General features: G+C 37.5%; 14 protein-coding genes and 2 pseudogenes. 13 read left to right on the top strand and 3 right to left on the bottom strand.

Annotated elements, in window-relative coordinates:
- Positions 1-9 precede the first annotated feature (9 nt).
- Both R2B77_RS15565 and R2B77_RS15560 read left to right on the top strand, forming a co-directional pair.
- The gene (locus R2B77_RS15565) at positions 10-384 is read left to right on the top strand and encodes a hypothetical protein (protein ID WP_203249104.1); all 375 of its coding nucleotides are present in this window, start codon (positions 10-12) and stop codon (positions 382-384) included.
- A 112-nt stretch (positions 385-496) separates the two neighbouring features.
- Positions 497-1,042, top strand: a pseudogene (locus tag R2B77_RS15560) (IS3 family transposase); the annotation flags it as partial.
- Positions 1,043-1,246: 204 nt separating this feature from the next.
- Here R2B77_RS15560 and R2B77_RS15555 read toward each other — a convergent pair.
- Positions 1,247-1,627: pseudogene (locus tag R2B77_RS15555) on the bottom strand (LysR family transcriptional regulator); the annotation flags it as partial.
- A gap of 391 nt (positions 1,628-2,018) precedes the next feature.
- Between R2B77_RS15555 and R2B77_RS15550 the strand changes: the two are divergent.
- From R2B77_RS15550 to R2B77_RS15520, 7 genes are all read left to right on the top strand, one after another.
- Positions 2,019-2,387: a YybH family protein gene (locus R2B77_RS15550; RefSeq protein WP_203249251.1), complete on the top strand. Its 369-nt coding sequence runs from the start codon at positions 2,019-2,021 to the stop codon at positions 2,385-2,387.
- A gap of 47 nt (positions 2,388-2,434) precedes the next feature.
- Positions 2,435-3,352 (top strand): VOC family protein, encoded by a 918-nt coding sequence (locus tag R2B77_RS15545; protein ID WP_203249252.1) that lies wholly within the window; start codon positions 2,435-2,437, stop codon positions 3,350-3,352.
- 810 nt (positions 3,353-4,162) lie between these two features.
- Positions 4,163-5,341, top strand: coding sequence for a phosphopentomutase (gene deoB, locus R2B77_RS15540; RefSeq protein WP_203249253.1), 1,179 nt, complete (start codon positions 4,163-4,165; stop codon positions 5,339-5,341).
- A gap of 11 nt (positions 5,342-5,352) precedes the next feature.
- Positions 5,353-6,090: a GntR family transcriptional regulator gene (locus R2B77_RS15535; RefSeq protein WP_203249254.1), complete on the top strand. Its 738-nt coding sequence runs from the start codon at positions 5,353-5,355 to the stop codon at positions 6,088-6,090.
- Positions 6,091-6,142: 52 nt separating this feature from the next.
- Positions 6,143-7,516 (top strand): purine-cytosine permease family protein, encoded by a 1,374-nt coding sequence (locus R2B77_RS15530; protein WP_203249255.1) that lies wholly within the window; start codon positions 6,143-6,145, stop codon positions 7,514-7,516.
- A gap of 43 nt (positions 7,517-7,559) precedes the next feature.
- Complete coding sequence (deoD, locus tag R2B77_RS15525; protein ID WP_203249256.1) at positions 7,560-8,270, top strand: purine-nucleoside phosphorylase; 711 nt, start codon at positions 7,560-7,562, stop codon at positions 8,268-8,270.
- Positions 8,271-8,441: 171 nt separating this feature from the next.
- Positions 8,442-8,951, top strand: coding sequence for a YfiT family bacillithiol transferase (locus R2B77_RS15520; RefSeq protein ID WP_203249257.1), 510 nt, complete (start codon positions 8,442-8,444; stop codon positions 8,949-8,951).
- Between the two features lie 79 nt (positions 8,952-9,030).
- Here the strand turns inward: R2B77_RS15520 and R2B77_RS15515 are convergent, their stop codons facing one another.
- Together R2B77_RS15515 and R2B77_RS15510 are read right to left on the bottom strand one after the other, a co-directional pair.
- A complete protein-coding gene (locus tag R2B77_RS15515) occupies positions 9,031-9,375 on the bottom strand; it encodes a hypothetical protein (protein ID WP_203249258.1) in 345 nt (114 codons plus the stop codon).
- A 217-nt stretch (positions 9,376-9,592) separates the two neighbouring features.
- Positions 9,593-10,225 carry a GntR family transcriptional regulator gene (locus tag R2B77_RS15510; protein ID WP_212391960.1) on the bottom strand — a complete coding sequence of 211 codons (633 nt, stop codon included), beginning with the start codon at positions 10,223-10,225 and terminating at the stop codon, positions 9,593-9,595.
- A gap of 408 nt (positions 10,226-10,633) precedes the next feature.
- On the opposite strand from R2B77_RS15510, the gene R2B77_RS15505 reads away from it, so the two are divergent.
- The 4 genes from R2B77_RS15505 (at position 10,634) to R2B77_RS15490 (ending at position 15,279) form a co-directional block, all read left to right on the top strand.
- Positions 10,634-11,014 (top strand): RidA family protein, encoded by a 381-nt coding sequence (locus R2B77_RS15505; protein WP_203249260.1) that lies wholly within the window; start codon positions 10,634-10,636, stop codon positions 11,012-11,014.
- Between the two features lie 25 nt (positions 11,015-11,039).
- Positions 11,040-12,269 carry a diaminopropionate ammonia-lyase gene (gene dpaL / locus R2B77_RS15500; protein ID WP_203249261.1) on the top strand — a complete coding sequence of 410 codons (1,230 nt, stop codon included), beginning with the start codon at positions 11,040-11,042 and terminating at the stop codon, positions 12,267-12,269.
- A gap of 91 nt (positions 12,270-12,360) precedes the next feature.
- Positions 12,361-13,518: a M20 aminoacylase family protein gene (locus tag R2B77_RS15495; protein ID WP_203249262.1), complete on the top strand. Its 1,158-nt coding sequence runs from the start codon at positions 12,361-12,363 to the stop codon at positions 13,516-13,518.
- 327 nt (positions 13,519-13,845) lie between these two features.
- Complete coding sequence (locus tag R2B77_RS15490; RefSeq protein WP_203249263.1) at positions 13,846-15,279, top strand: alanine/glycine:cation symporter family protein; 1,434 nt, start codon at positions 13,846-13,848, stop codon at positions 15,277-15,279.
- Positions 15,280-15,399: the final 120 nt, after the last annotated feature.

Genomic DNA, 15,399 nt, shown 5'->3' with positions numbered 1-15,399 from the left:
GATTTAATTATGTGGAAGCTTGTAGATGGTAGATTGATTCAAACAACAGATACGGCAAGGACCAACTTTGTTACTAATATCAGTCAATCAATATTGGAAGATCTTAGATTAATTGCAAAAGAAAACAACACGCATGTTAACTATTTAATTGAAAGCGGATTGCAGTCATTGTTGACTGAAAATCAAATCTCATACAATAAGGATGCTCGGCCAAAAGATCGAATGGCGTTCAATACTAGCTGCGATAGAGAATTACTTGATGAGGTAAAGCAGTTTGCCAAAACACATAGGTTATTTCTGAATGACGTGATTGAGTACAGCATTAGGTTCATAGATATTCAAGAAGTAAAGAAATCTAGTCATCGATACAGGATAGAGCTATGACTTTTCAAACTCACAGAACTACATGGTCATAATATAAATTATCAGAAGTTGCATATCGTTAAATAAGTATACTTGAAACAGTGAGATAAAATGATGTAGAAGGACATCAAAGTCCGGACGTTTTGGACACGAAAGTCCGAACTATTATGAAACAACGACAATTAACGAGAAATGGGTTGCGGATATTACATACATCCATACGCTGAAAAATGGTTGGTGCTACCTGGCCTCTATCCTTGATTTACATACCAAGAAAATTGTCGGTTATTCCTTTTCCAAGTCCATGACAACTGAACTAGTATTACAAGCATTAACGAACGCAATTGATGTGCAGCAGCCTGAAGAGGGTCTGATTCTGCATACTGATTTAGGCAGCCAATACACAAGTGAAGACTTTGAAAAAGCAGTAAAAGCCGCAAAAATTAAACACTCTTTCAGTCGAAAAGGCTGTCCTTATGACAACGCCTGCATCGAATCTTTCCATGCCACGTTAAAGAAGGAAGAGGTCTATCAAACAACCTATATAGACTTTGAAGCAGCACGATTCGCCCTCTTTCAATACATTGAATCATGGTACAACCGAAAACGGATTCATGGGGCAATTGACTACTTAACGCCGCAACAATTAGAGGATCAGTGCAGACAGGCAGCTGCTTGATCGGAGGAAGACATTAGGACTTCGATTCTACCTACACATTTTTCAGGAACGACATCCATGGGCTGTACTTCCTGTATCCAGCGAAAGCTGTCAAGTGCGGGCTTCCACTTGACTGGTTTCGCTGGATACAGGACCATCCATGAATGGATGCCGTTTCTGACAACGACTTAACATTTTTGTGTCCAGGATATTGACATAGATCCATGTTTTCGTTTCACGAAGTGTAAACTCATATTCAGAAGCCCCAAATTCTTTTACAAGTTCCACAAAAGCATTGGCTGCAAAAGTATAATGCTGTGTTGAAATACAAAAATGTTGCTTAGCTGGTTTTTCACTCATGTATTTTTCTTCAAGCATGTTAAACTGCTGTAATACCTGCCTAGCATAGCCTAGAAACTCAGCTCCTTCATTAGAAACAGTCACGCCTCTATTCGTTCTAATGAATATGGTAATTTTTATTTCCTTTTCTAATTCCTTAATCGCATTCGACAAACTTGGCTGGGAGATGAACAAACTCTTTGCTGCCTCATTCATGGATCCCTTACTAGCTACTTCCAATGCATATTTTAATTGTTGTAAAGTCAAATTGAACGCCACCTTTTCCAAGACCCGAATACTTCTTATATATGTCTTCCTAAAGTTGTTATCGGGAGAGGAAGCTTATTGTTTAATTTATCTATCAAGGGCGTAGATTCCATGAACTTCAAAAAGTAGTCTTAGCTATTTCAGCAAGGTCTTTCCTTATACTAGCTACCTTACTATTGAAATTACAATCGTTGCGATAAGTTTCAAATTTAACGCTTTATTTATCTTTCCGTTTGACGTTATTATCCATCCCTTCTTTCAATATCGAATTTCTTTACAACTCATACTTTGAACGATGTGACGAACTATGATTTGATGTATAATTTTAATAATTACAACAAGTTAACGCCTGTTAATCTAAAGAGAATATAAATTATGGGAGGATAATAAAATGGACTTTAACCAAGCTTTAGAACAGCATATACAAGCCATCGTTGAAAAGGATATTGTAAGTTTTGCGGACACTATTCATAAGACCCGTATCACACTAATTTTACCGAATGGGAAGCTTATTCAAAACCGAGAGGAATTTATTCAATTTAATGAAGACTGGTTTTCGGATCAGGATTGGACAATCACTTATGATGTCGTGAAATTACAGGAATCTAAAGAAATGTCGTTTGCGGTAATGCTCATTCATTACGATGATTTAGACGAGGAAGGCAAGCCTTACCACCAAGACTATTATCTGCACCTTGTGTTTGAAAAAGACAATGGCGAATGGCTTCTGACCTATGATCAAAATACTTTTATAAAGTAATACAAAAGTGATCTGCTCTAATAACCAATCACTCAGGAGGAATAACGATGACAAAAACAAATCAAAACATCGTTCCACATTTATGGTATGACAAGGAGGCGAAGGAAGCGGCGGCATTCTATGCATCCATTTTCCCGAACTCAAGAATTACGAATGTAACAACACTCCACGACACGCCATCAGGCGACGCCGATTTAGTCTCCTTTGAGTTATGGGGACAGAAGTTCATGGCAATCAGTGCAGGACCTTATTTCAAATTCAATCCGTCGGTGTCTTTCATGGTTAATTTTGATCCATCGCGAGAAAAAGATGCGAGTGACAAAATAAATGAGGTTTGGGATAAATTGTCCGAAGGTGGCGAAGTATTAATGCCACTTGATAAGTATCCGTTTAGTGAGAAATTTGGCTGGGTTCAAGATAAGTATGGTTTGTCTTGGCAGTTAATCCTTACAAATCCAGAAGGTGAAGAGCGGCCTGAGATAGTGCCCTCGCTACTGTTTGTCGGTGATAAATGCGGCAAAGCAGAAGAAGCGATTAATTTTTATTTATCCGTATTTAAAAACGCAGAGCAGGGTCTACTTGCCCGATACCCTCAAGGCATGGAACCTGACAAAGAGGGAACAGTCATGTTTACTGACTTCATGCTTGAGAACGAGTGGTTTGCTGCGATGGACAGTGCTCATAAGCATGATTTCCGTTTTAACGAGGCAGTCTCATTTATGGTCTATTGCGATACACAAGAAGAGATTGATGACTATTGGGACAAGCTGTCTGCAGTTCCCGAAGCTGAGCAATGTGGCTGGCTGAAAGATCAGTATGGGGTGTCTTGGCAAGTTGTACCAAGAGAAATGGACGAGATGATGGCAAGTAGTACACCGGAACAAATGTCACGTGTTAATGAGGCAATTCTTAAAATGAAGAAACTTGATCTTGCGGAGTTACAGAGAGCATATAAGCTATCTTAACCGATTGCACAGGGCGGTTATTTTGTTATATTGATGCCAAAAGCAATCATCGCAATTATGGTATAAATGACAGACTGTCGAAGTAGGTATTATATAGTGATTATTCAAGTGACGATTCGAGAAATGAGGAATTCTCGGTGATAGTATCTTCTTTTGAACTGTAAGAATCTATAATTCGTTCAATTTAGTACTTGAGTGAATTGGAAGATAGGTAAACGAGAACAGAATATTTGGAGACAAACATTTGTTACGTTTTGAGTGTCTAAAAACACTTATGGAATCATCATTGATTCCATAAGTGTTTTTTTTCGCCTATTTTAACTTGAATCAGCAAATACATTTGCTGATCCAAGTTAAGCCTCCGGCGGATGTTAGGGAGTTTGAGGGGAGTTAATTGTGCTGTGCACACTTCAAAATCCCAACGCAACTACGCCGAGGCGTAATTGATTTACTCACTTTGTTCCCCTTGGAAATAGATAACCTATTCCACATATTGATCTGATTGATGATTATAACTACATCTACATAGTCTTTTTCAGCGGCCTAACTTTAGCGGATTGCCATTTAATACTCATTTGAAAGTGCTTGCATTAGATAGAACTATGTGATATTTTAAACTTGTATAAAAAATAGACAAGTCCATCCGACTACAATTTAAAGGACTACTCATACAAGCAAGGCTACTAAAAAACACTTTATAGTAAACGAAATGGAGCCAAAATAGCCGACGTAGCTATCGTGTTATTCTCGCTTTCAGTTAGTCGTAAATCGGAAAGTAACACAAAGCACGAAATAAAAGGAGCAAGTAGCATGGAAAAATTTAAGCGCATACATTTAATTGTTATGGATTCAGTAGGTATTGGTGAAGCAAAGGATGCAGCTCAATTTGGTGATGTGGGCTCACATACCTTACAACATATTGCCGAACACATGAATGGTTTAAACGTACCCAACCTAGCAAAATTAGGTCTATCGAATATTGAAGAAATACTAGGAGTACCTGTGTCAGATAACCCTCTGGCCTATTACACAAAATTACAGGAAAAATCATTGGGGAAAGATACGATGACTGGCCACTGGGAAATCATGGGCTTACACATTGATAAACCATTTAATGTGTTTCCAAATGGATTTCCCGATCAATTAATTACACAAATTGAGGAAGTAACAGGGCGTAAAGTGGTAGCGAATAAGCCTGCAAGTGGAACCGATATTCTTGATGAATATGGGGAGCATCAAATGAACACAGGGGATTTGATTGTCTATACATCAGCAGATCCTGTTCTGCAAATTGCAGCTCATGAAGAAGTCATCCCGTTAGAAGAACTATATGATATTTGTCAAAAGGTTCGAGATATCACAAAAGATCCTGCCTATTTAATTGGTCGCATTATTGCGAGACCGTATATTGGTACGCCCGGGAACTTTACAAGAACGGCAAATCGTCATGACTATGCTTTAAAGCCTTTTGGGAAAACAGTAATGAATAGTCTACAGGATGGTGGATATGATGTAATTTCCATTGGGAAAATTAATGATATCTTTGATGGTGAGGGAGTTACAGAGGCCATTCGTACAAAAAGCAATATGGATGGTATGGACAAATTATTAGAAGTCATCAAAAAGGATTTTACAGGCTTAAGCTTCTTAAATTTAGTCGATTTTGATGCCTTATACGGACATCGTCGTGACCCAGAAGGTTATGGCAAAGCGTTAGAGGAATTTGATAAACGTTTAGATGAAGTATTGGATTCAATCCAGGAAGATGATTTATTAATTATTACGGCTGATCATGGCAATGATCCAACCTTTCCTGGTACAGACCATACACGCGAATTTATTCCCGTTTTGGCCTATTCAAAACAATTAAAGGGCTCTGGTAAATTACCTGAGAATGATACATTTGCTGATATTGGCGCAACCATAGCGGATAATTTCGCTGTGGAAATGCCTGAAAACGGTGATTCTTTCTTAAAACTACTAAAATAAAAGGTGACTGAATGAATAAAAATATATCAAATAAATTGAAAAGACCACTCTATGTAAATGTGTATGATGAGCTCCTTCTTCAATTTAAAAAAGGAAAATATCCCATAGGCAGTAGGCTTCCTTCAGAACCAGATTTAGCAAAAGAATTAGGGATTAGCCGGTCAACGTTAAGACAAGCTATGGCGCTTTTGCAGGATGATGGAATCGTAAGAAATGAACACGGGAAAGGGAACTTTTTGATCGATTCCTTTTTTAAACAACAAGAAACTGTTCCGTTGGACGGGTTAAGCAACCCGGTGCATAAATACCATATCAGTATATTTGATCAAGTAGAAATAAATTACGGACTGGAATCAGCAACTGAATATACGAACCAAGTTTTAAAAGAAGATGCGTCTGAAGTAGTCGCCTTAGAACGTTTGTATAGAAAAGGAAGCGATTTAATTGCCTACGCCTTTACCTTTATGTCGATGCAAACGGTGAAAAGTTTTTCCTTGAATTTAGATGATAAAGAACAGGTACTGGATTTTCTGGAGAACGCAGTGTATGTGAATGCGAATCATGGAGAAATTGAAATTAAACATACAAATACTGTTAATTTGTCCACCCAAAAAGAAAAGTTAATTGGGCGAAATGAATACTTTTTACTATTGGAAAGTATTTACGGCAATGCAGATTATCCATTAATGCACAATAAATTCTATATACCTCAACAGTTTGCAAAAATAAAATTAACTATTTCTAAATAGCTAATAGAAGACACAAAAAAACCATTTAATTTGAGAAAGAGGTCAAAGAGCTATGAGTCAACATCATTCTGATTTAATTCCAGAAAACGAAAGAATTGGACAACCTAAGCAGTTGTTTTGGATATGGTTTGCATTGAATATCGGTATAATGGGATTGGTTTACGGAGGGATTATTGTTAGTTATGGTCTCAACTTCGTTCAATCAGTCATAGCTGCATTCTTGGGAGCGGCATCGTTTGCATTGATCGGTTATCTTAGTTTGCCAGGGAAGTTAGGACATGCACCGACATTTGTGTTATCTCGAGCAGCTTTTGGATCAAAAGGTAACTTGATTCCTGCTGTACTTGCGTGGATCTGTTTGATTGGTTGGCTGAGTATCGGTAATGTTCCTACTGGTATTTTCTCCATTAATGCCATTGTTACTGCACTTGGATTTGAAGTAACAACGACGGTACAACTAATCGGGTTAATCGGTCTTGCGATTGCGATTATGGCATTGTCTCTTGTAAATCAAGAAACACTTGTAAAAGTACAAACAATATTTACCTATATTTTTGGTGCACTAACAGTAGTTGTCTTGGGTATTTTAGTTCCACAAACAGACTGGTCAGCACTTGTGAATATGCCAAATGGAGACTGGGTTGGAGGCGTATTACCTGCGATTTCTATCATTATCGCTGGTTCTGCACTTAGCTGGGCAATGGTTGCGAGTGATTACTCTAGCTACCAAAGTCCTCAATCTTCGAATAAATCGATTTTCGTGACAACAACACTTGCATCAGCTATACCACTATTTGTCATCATGTTCTTGGGTATTTTAATGAACGCGACGAATCCTGAACTAGTGAATGCAGCAGATCCAATTGCGGCATTAGCTTTACAAATGCCTAAATGGATGGTTATTCCATACTTTATTACAGCGTTGGGCGGAATCATTCCACCAGCAGTTATTTCACTTCGGTCCGGACGTAATGCGTTAGAAGCTACAAATATAAAAATTTCAGATCGTACATCGATTATTTTCCACGGCGCAATCATGGTATTGCTTCCGGCCTATGTGTTATTCATAAGCGGTGACTTCTTAGGTTCGTTCCAACTATTTTTAGGGATTGTAGGGATTGGTTTAGCCGCTTGGACAGCTGTATTCATAGCAGATTACGTTATTCTTCGCAAAAAGCAAGGGTATGATCCTGATATCATTTCAGGTAACAAAAATGTTTCTGTGAATAAAGGGAATGTAGCTATATGGTTTGTGAGTGTAATCATCGGGCTTCTTTTCACAACAAATGGAATCGTCCCTGCCCCGTTTGCGAAAGGAATTTTCGAAGGTAACAGCCTAGGAGTATTACTCACATTTGCAGTTGGTTTAGTTTTAAGCTGGATTTATTCATCAACACAATTGAAGAAGCATACAGACAATCAGTAGAAAATCAATGTAATCTATCAATTATTTGGAGGTAAGAAGTATCATGAGTATCCATTTAAATGCAAAAGAAGGTCAAATTTCTGAAAAAGTCTTGATGCCCGGAGATCCACTTCGTGCTAAATATATTGCTGATACTTTTTTAGAGAATGTTGAGTGTCATAACACAGTTCGCGGAATGTATGGGTATACTGGGACGTATAAAGGGGAAAAGATTTCTATCCAATCCTCTGGAATGGGTGTTCCTTCTATGAGTATTTATGCCACCGAACTCATTAAAGATTATGGTGTGAAAAATATTATTCGCGTTGGTACAATCGGAGCTATGAAGCGCGAAGTAAAAATCCGTGACATTGTCATGGCGATGGCAGCTACAAATGATTCCAAAATGCAAAACATCATTTTCCCACAAATGAATTATGCACCAAACGCAAGTTTTACTCTTCTAGAGAGAGCACATCGTTTATCTAAACAGAGCGACGATTTGACAGTTCATGTTGGGAACGTCTACACGGGCGATTCATTCTATGAAGACGACGATTCCATGATCCATAAGCTGGCTGATTACGGTGTGTTAGGTGTAGATATGGAGACATCAGCTCTTTATATACTTGGGGCTAAATACAACATCGACGTTTTAAGTATTATGACAGTGAGTGACCATGTGATTACAGGTGAAGAAACAACAGCAGAAGAACGCCAAACAACATTTAATGACATGATTACTGTAGCGTTAGAGACACTTATTAATGAATAATTGTCAGCGATAGAAAAAAGCCTTACCTATATTTAGAATGTACCCTATAAAGTAGCTACTTTATAGGGTATTTTAAATGTCAAAGCTAAACTAAACAAGTTTTATGTTAGAATATAGAGAGGATTATGAAAAAAGGGTAAAAAATAACGAATAGGGAAAAGGGGATTGAAAATGGAGGTAAAATTTCCAATCGGAAAGCTACAAGTTCCTGAAAAAAGTACAGTAGAAAATATTCAAGAATGGCTAAAGGAAATCGAAACATACACGATTCGATTAAGAGAAACGGTTGACGCATTAAGTGATGAGGAATTAAGCAGAACGTATCGTGAAGGTAGCTGGACAGTTCGTCAGCTTGTTCATCACATTGCCGATTCTCAGTTGAACATGTATCAACGTTTGAAGCTTGCTTTAACAGATGAGAATCCAACAGTACCAGCTTTTGATCAAGAAAAGTGGGCGATTCAACCGGATACAAAGCTTCCTGTAGAAAGTTCTATTAAAATGCTAGAGGGTATAAATGAGCGCATCGTATCTCTGGGAAATAGTTTAACTGAAGAGCAATTAGACCGAGCTTTTACCCACCAAGAAGCTGGTAAAATAACAGTTGCCACAAAAGTTGCAAAATTGGCTTGGCACGAAGAGCACCACTTGGCCCATATAAAAATTGCATTATCAAAATAAAGCAATAGAGAAAGTGCCACAGTCACTCAACCAATCGCGAAGGTTTGAACAAACACGTTTGTTTGAGTGACTGGCATTTTTAAATATCAATCCCAGAAATGATATAGGGAATGGCTGATTTGATAAATTCCTCTGGTGGTATCTGCTTACTATTTCTTTTCCATTCTACAGAAGCCCCGTAAATTCCCCAGCTTAATATAACAGCGGTAACTTTTAAAGCTGCGTCCTCTTCGATTTTATGTTGTTTTAACAGCATTTTATAAAAAATAATTTCGAGCTGTTCATGAATGATACGGGCAATGGTATCTTCGTATCCTCTATGACAACGATTGAATAATGATTTTTGGAAATTTGTGATGGCTAAGAAGATGCTAACTAATGCTTCTTCATTTAGTTCGTTATTTTGGTAGTAGTCACCATCCAAGCTATAACTAACAGTTATTTTATTACTGAATTCAGAGATTCCATAAACATGACTCCATTAGCATACAAAAGATATAAGATAAATAATCGATAGTGTGAATATAGTAGTGCGTTGATAGAACGAATCAAAAAATAAGCTGGATAGTTCGAGAATCCGAAAAAGATTCTTGAACTATCCAGCTTATTTAATTCACCCACAAGCTATTTTTATACCCGGACTATTTTTCATGTTCAGTATATAGTCGAATACGATCTAAGCTGTTTTTCCAGTTTGCTTTAATGGTATCGATTGCAAGATTTAAATCCTGCTTTTTAATGGCATCTATTATCTGCTGGTGTTCAGTATAGGATGTATACTTGGCATCCATCTGACTGAAATAATGTATCTCTATTCTTTGAATCCTTACTTTTAAACCTGAGAGTAACTTGAGTAACTCTACATTATTTGATAACTGAATAATTTTATCATGAAATTTGTTATCTGCCTCAAGTATTGCAAAAATTTCCCCTGTTTTAATGGCTTCATTAAAATTTTCATTGAGTTGCTCTAATTCTTCAATGTCATTTGAAGAAATAAGAGGAAGGGCCTGCTCCATAGCCAAACGTTCAAGTGTCCATACGATGGAATAGATACTTTTAGCCTCATTAGAATCAATTGGAGATACTAACGTCCACCTATTCGCTTTAGTCACCACAAGTCCATCATTTTCCAACCTAAGTAAAGCTTCTCGAATAGGAGTACGGCTAATTCCCAGCTGTTCAGACAAATCCTGATCTCGTAATTTTGTCCCAGGTTCGAGTTCTCCGATTATAATCCACTTTCGAAGTTTATTGTAAACCTCATCCTTCATAAATATTCGTTTTATTTTAGTTCCATTCTTCTCAGTAGTCAATTTTTAGCACCTCTCTACTAAAACGATTCTTTAATATGTAATATACCACAAATAGCTTTCAATTTATAAGCTTTAAGAAGAGTAGTGGAAAGGGAATACAGATCCTAGCAATAATTGATTAGTAGTGTTGGATGAAAAAATATATTGACTAGTATGTGTAGTGTGGTATATTACTAGTGAGAAGTCAGAATAAAGAATAAACAAAGAGTATACCAAGTTATCTTCACGATTGATGAAGTAGCGATTCGTTTGAAAGCGTATACATTCAAGTGTTGTCTTTATTTTCTTTTTTCAAATCAATATCTAAGCAATTCTAAAAAGGTAGAACCAGTTTTAGAATAGATAAAGTCAAGGAGGAATTTATTAATGGTAAAAGAAATAATCTCAACAGAAAATGCACCCGGAGCTATTGGGCCCTATTCCCAAGCAGTTAAAAAGGATACATTTATTTTTGTTTCAGGTCAACTCCCCGTAAATCCTCAAACTGATAAAATTTCAGAGGATATAAAAGAACAAACAACACAATCTTTAAATAATGTGAAAAAAGTATTGGAGGCTGCAGGAGCTTCTTTGAAGGATGTTGTAAAAACAACAGTATTTTTAACAGACCTATCTAACTTTTCCGTGGTTAATGAAATATATGGAGAGTTTTTTACAGGAGGTTATCCTGCAAGAAGTTGTGTAGAGGTATCTAAGTTGCCAAAAGATGCTGGTGTAGAAATAGAGGTCATCGCAATTTTAGAATAAAATATTTTATTAAGGGGATAAAAAAATGAGGAATTTAGCGGAAGTTGAATATATTACAAATGAAAATGCCAGGAAAATAGATACTGAGAAAGCATCTGTTGATTTTATGAATGGTGAAATAGCTAAAAAGGTAAGAAATTTTCATAAAAGCTTTCCAGAGTATCAAGTCACTCCACTTCACAGATTAGATAAATTGTCTAAACAATTGGGCGTTAGCGATATTTGGGTGAAAGATGAATCTTATAGATTTGGACTTAATGCTTTTAAAGTATTGGGTGGTTCATTTGCTATCGGTAAATATTTAGCAGAAAAATTAGGCGTTGATATTTCAGAGCTTTCTTTTGAAAAACTAAGAAGTAAAGAAGTAAAAGAGGAAATTGGAGAAATTACTTTTGTAACAGCCACTGATGGAAATCATGGTAGAGGAGTGGCTTGGGCTGCAAACCAACTAGGACAAAAATCAGTAGTCTACATGCCGAAAGGGTCTTCAGAAATAAGATTAAACAATATACGAAAAGAAGGATCAGAAGCTTCCATCACGGATCTTAACTATGACGATACAGTTCGGCTGGCAAGTCGGAAGGCTGAAGAGAATGGTTGGGTTTTGCTACAGGACACGGCTTGGGAGGGATATGAAGAGATTCCGGCTTGGATTATGCAGGGGTATGTAACTTTACTAGATGAAGCTATAGAACAGATTGCTGAATTTGGCGATGACAAACCGACGCATGTGTTTTTACAAGCGGGAGTTGGATCTTTTGCGGGTAGTATGCTTGGCTATCTAGCGGATAGATTCGGTGACGAACGTCCTCTTACAGTTATAGTCGAACCGGATAAAGCAGCATGCTTATACAAATCTATTTATGTAGGTGATGGAGAGCCGCATGCAGTAACGGGCGCTTTGGATACGATTATGGCAGGTTTAGCATGTGGGGAACCTAGTACATCCTCTTGGGGAATTTTAAAAGATTATGCTGAAGTCTTTGTTTCTTGTCCAGATTACATGGCTGCACGGGGGATGCGGATTCTGGCAAATCCATTAAGCAGTGACCCGCGTATTATTTCAGGCGAATCGGGTGCGGCAGTTGGTGTGGGACTAATTAGTCTATTGAGTGGAAATGAAGCACTTAATGATATGAAAAATGCATTGAATTTGAATCAAGATTCCAAAATCCTGGTCATCAGCACAGAAGGTGACACTGATCCGGAACATTATAGAGAAGTGGTATGGGACGGAGCGCATCCATCTGTATAAGTAAGAAGAGAAGTGCTTTGAATTTTTGAATTTAAGTAAATGATTATCATCAGAAACTCAAAAAAATATTTCACAAGGGAATGAAATGAATATGAGCAATGAAAATTTTAAAAAACAGCTTACTGAGTGGAGACGTTATCTCCATTCACACCCTGAAACAGCTTTTGAAGAAGAAAATACATCTCGATTTGTTGCAGAAAAATTGCTGGAGATGGGTTATGAAGTAGTTACTGGAATTGGAAAAACGGGAGTAGTTGGTTCGTTGAAGAACGGTGATGGTTTAGGAATTATTGGAATTCGTGCTGATATGGATGCCTTAAACATCCAGGAACAAACCAATCTACCATATGCTTCGAAATATCCAGGCAAGATGCACGCTTGCGGCCATGATGGACATGTTACTACCGCACTTGGTGCAGCGAAATTACTTGCTGATCGAAAAAGCTTTAACGGAACCGTTCGTTTCATTTTCCAACCTGCAGAGGAACATGGTGAAGGGGCACTTGCAATGCTAAAGGATGGGTTATTTGAGCGATTCCCAATCGATGAATTTTATGGACTACACAACATGCCAGGTTTACCAGAGGGGGAAATCCACTCCAAAGTTGGAGGGATTTGTGCAAGTGAGGATAACTTTGAAATTCGTATAAAAGGGAAGGGAGGACATGCCTCAGCTCCAAACATGGGGGTTGACGCATTGGTTACCGCTTCCCAAATCATACTGGCATTGCAAACCATTGTCTCAAGAAATATTGATCCGATTGACACCGCGGTAGTTTCTTGCACTGAAATCCATACTGACGGCATTGTGAATGTCATACCGACTAATGTCGTCATAACTGGTGACTGTAGAAGTTACAAACCAGAAGTCTCAGCTCTTATTAAAGAGAGAATGCAAGCCATTTGTGAAAATATTTGTGAAGCTAACGGGGCAACATGCGAATTTACCTATAGAAACTCCTTTTCACCAACGGTTAACTGGGAAGATTGCCATCAGACAGCCGTGCAAGCAGCTACAAATGTACTCGGGAAAGAAAATATTGTTGCTAATGCACAACCGATGATGGGTTCAGAGGATTTTGGGCATTTTATTGATAAAGTTCCGGGATGCTATGTCTTCCTAGGTGGTAAGCGTGAAGGAGAAGAAGTCTATCCTCTCCACCATGCTAAGTTTGATTATAAAGATGAAAACTTAGTTCGGGGTGCTGAATTTTTCGCTGAAATCATTCGCTTGAAATTACCAATTTGAGGTATTGGTATACAACGAATGAAAGGGGTTGCAAATCATTACTCTATCATGTAACCCTCCTGCATTCCTTGAAAATTTATCGTATTACTTATCCGGATTATGAAACGATAAGAAATAGACTTGGGGAAGGGTTCAAATATTAATCAATATATTGGGGAGTGTAGAACCTACACATCAAGATTCAGTATTATTTCAGTATCCCAAGTGTATGAGAGAAGTATTGTTACTAAACTTTATGATAATGACAAGTGATGCACCAAGTGTACAACGTTGCATCTTCATTTAATTCTGTGTCCTATAAGATAGCAAATAGAAGGGGTTGTAATTATGCAAATAATCTATACTATAACTGATTGGCTATGGGCAAATGTAATCGGATACACTTTACTAGGTGTTGGTTTATACTTCACTATTAAACTAGGGTTCCCTCAGATTAAACATTTTATTCGGGCTTTTAGTACCATGAAAAAGAGTTTAAAAGGTGACGAAGGAGGACTATCTGGATTTGGTACTTTAATGGCCGCTCTTGGTGGTCAATTAGGTACAGGAAGTCTTGTGGGTGTGAGTAGCGCATTGTTTATCGGCGGTCCGGGAGCTATTTTTTGGATGTGGATGACTGCGTTGTTTGGTATGATTGTAAGTTTTAATGAAACCGTTCTAGGGCAAGCCTTTCGGGTTAAAGATAAAGATGGAAATTACGAAGGTGGACCGGCTTATTACATTGAAAAAGGCTTGAGAAATAAGCCATTGGCTATTCTAATTTCACTTCTTTATGTGTTTGGTATTGGTATTGCAATCGCATCTATTCAGACGAATTCAATTGCAAACGCTTTTACGGGTGTCGTCGATATTAATCCAATTATACCAGGAATAATTGTTGTGATTTTGGCATTTTTAGTAACCATTGGGGGAATGAAGAGGTTAGTAAATGTATCGACTTTTATTGTCCCTTTCATGGTATTTGTTTACTTTTCGGTTGTACTTTATATAGTGATGATTAACTTTACTTATATCCCGACTATTTTTGGTGCTATCTTTGAAAGCGCATTTACAGGGAAGTCAGCAGTCGGTGGAGTAGTCGGGTGGACTGTTGCAGAGGCGTTTAGAAGCGGTGTTGCTAGGGGAATGTTTTCTAATGATGCAGGGAATGGTGCCGCTGCAATGATGCATGCTTCTGCTGATGTTAAACATCCAGTCGACCAAGGATTTTTAGCGATGATTGGTACTTTTATCACCACCATTATTATTTGTACAGCTACCGCATTGGCAATTTTGATGACGGGATCATTAGAATCAGGTCAGGATGGTATATTATTATTGCAAACTGCTTTTGGTTCCGTTTTAGGAAATTTAGGTAGTTGGATTGTATTTTTTGCGATGTTTTTATTCGGATTTACGACACTATTAGCAGATATGCGTTATGGCGAATCCAATTTAACTTATATTTTTAGAGATAAGAAGAAGTATCCTATTTTATCATACAGAGTCGTACTAGCTGTTATCCTTGTTATAGCAAGTACTGTAGAATTGAATGTCATCTGGGCGGCTGTAGATCTAATTATAGGAATCATTGTATTTGTTAACGTTATATCTTTAGTGCTTCTTTTTAAATATGTTAAATATATTTATCGACATTATTTTAGACAAATTGAAAAAGGCAACGATAATCCTAGGTGGAACTATGATTTAGATATCACCAAAATAAACTTATCAGATGTAGACGAGCCTCATTATAAAGAGGAAACCGAAAAAATTAGCTGAGATTTAACCTATTGATAAAGTAAGCATCAAATAGCTCATATATGGTATTTGATGCTTACTTTTATTTTCAATATTCATTCAGGTAATGCCTAAACGCTGGATCTATGTCAATATCCTGGA

It is taken from the genome of Sporosarcina beigongshangi (genome assembly GCF_033485195.1).
Classification (GTDB): Bacteria; Bacillota; Bacilli; order Bacillales_A; family Planococcaceae; genus Sporosarcina; species Sporosarcina beigongshangi.
Note: the sequence above shows the minus strand (reverse complement) of the source record. Positions and strands in the feature narration are given on the sequence as shown.

Excerpts from the sequence above, each read along its gene's own strand:
- R2B77_RS15565 (WP_203249104.1), top strand. The coding sequence starts at position 10 with ATGTGGAAGCTTGTAGATGGTAGATTGATTCAAACAACAGATACGGCA.
- R2B77_RS15550 (WP_203249251.1), top strand. The coding sequence starts at position 2,019 with ATGGACTTTAACCAAGCTTTAGAACAGCATATACAAGCCATCGTTGAA.
- R2B77_RS15545 (WP_203249252.1), top strand. The coding sequence starts at position 2,435 with ATGACAAAAACAAATCAAAACATCGTTCCACATTTATGGTATGACAAG.
- deoB (WP_203249253.1), top strand. The coding sequence starts at position 4,163 with ATGGAAAAATTTAAGCGCATACATTTAATTGTTATGGATTCAGTAGGT.
- R2B77_RS15535 (WP_203249254.1), top strand. The coding sequence starts at position 5,353 with ATGAATAAAAATATATCAAATAAATTGAAAAGACCACTCTATGTAAAT.
- R2B77_RS15530 (WP_203249255.1), top strand. The coding sequence starts at position 6,143 with ATGAGTCAACATCATTCTGATTTAATTCCAGAAAACGAAAGAATTGGA.
- deoD (WP_203249256.1), top strand. The coding sequence starts at position 7,560 with ATGAGTATCCATTTAAATGCAAAAGAAGGTCAAATTTCTGAAAAAGTC.
- R2B77_RS15520 (WP_203249257.1), top strand. The coding sequence starts at position 8,442 with ATGGAGGTAAAATTTCCAATCGGAAAGCTACAAGTTCCTGAAAAAAGT.
- R2B77_RS15510 (WP_212391960.1), bottom strand. The coding sequence starts at position 10,225 with ATGAAGGATGAGGTTTACAATAAACTTCGAAAGTGGATTATAATCGGA.
- R2B77_RS15505 (WP_203249260.1), top strand. The coding sequence starts at position 10,634 with ATGGTAAAAGAAATAATCTCAACAGAAAATGCACCCGGAGCTATTGGG.
- dpaL (WP_203249261.1), top strand. The coding sequence starts at position 11,040 with ATGAGGAATTTAGCGGAAGTTGAATATATTACAAATGAAAATGCCAGG.
- R2B77_RS15495 (WP_203249262.1), top strand. The coding sequence starts at position 12,361 with ATGAGCAATGAAAATTTTAAAAAACAGCTTACTGAGTGGAGACGTTAT.
- R2B77_RS15490 (WP_203249263.1), top strand. The coding sequence starts at position 13,846 with ATGCAAATAATCTATACTATAACTGATTGGCTATGGGCAAATGTAATC.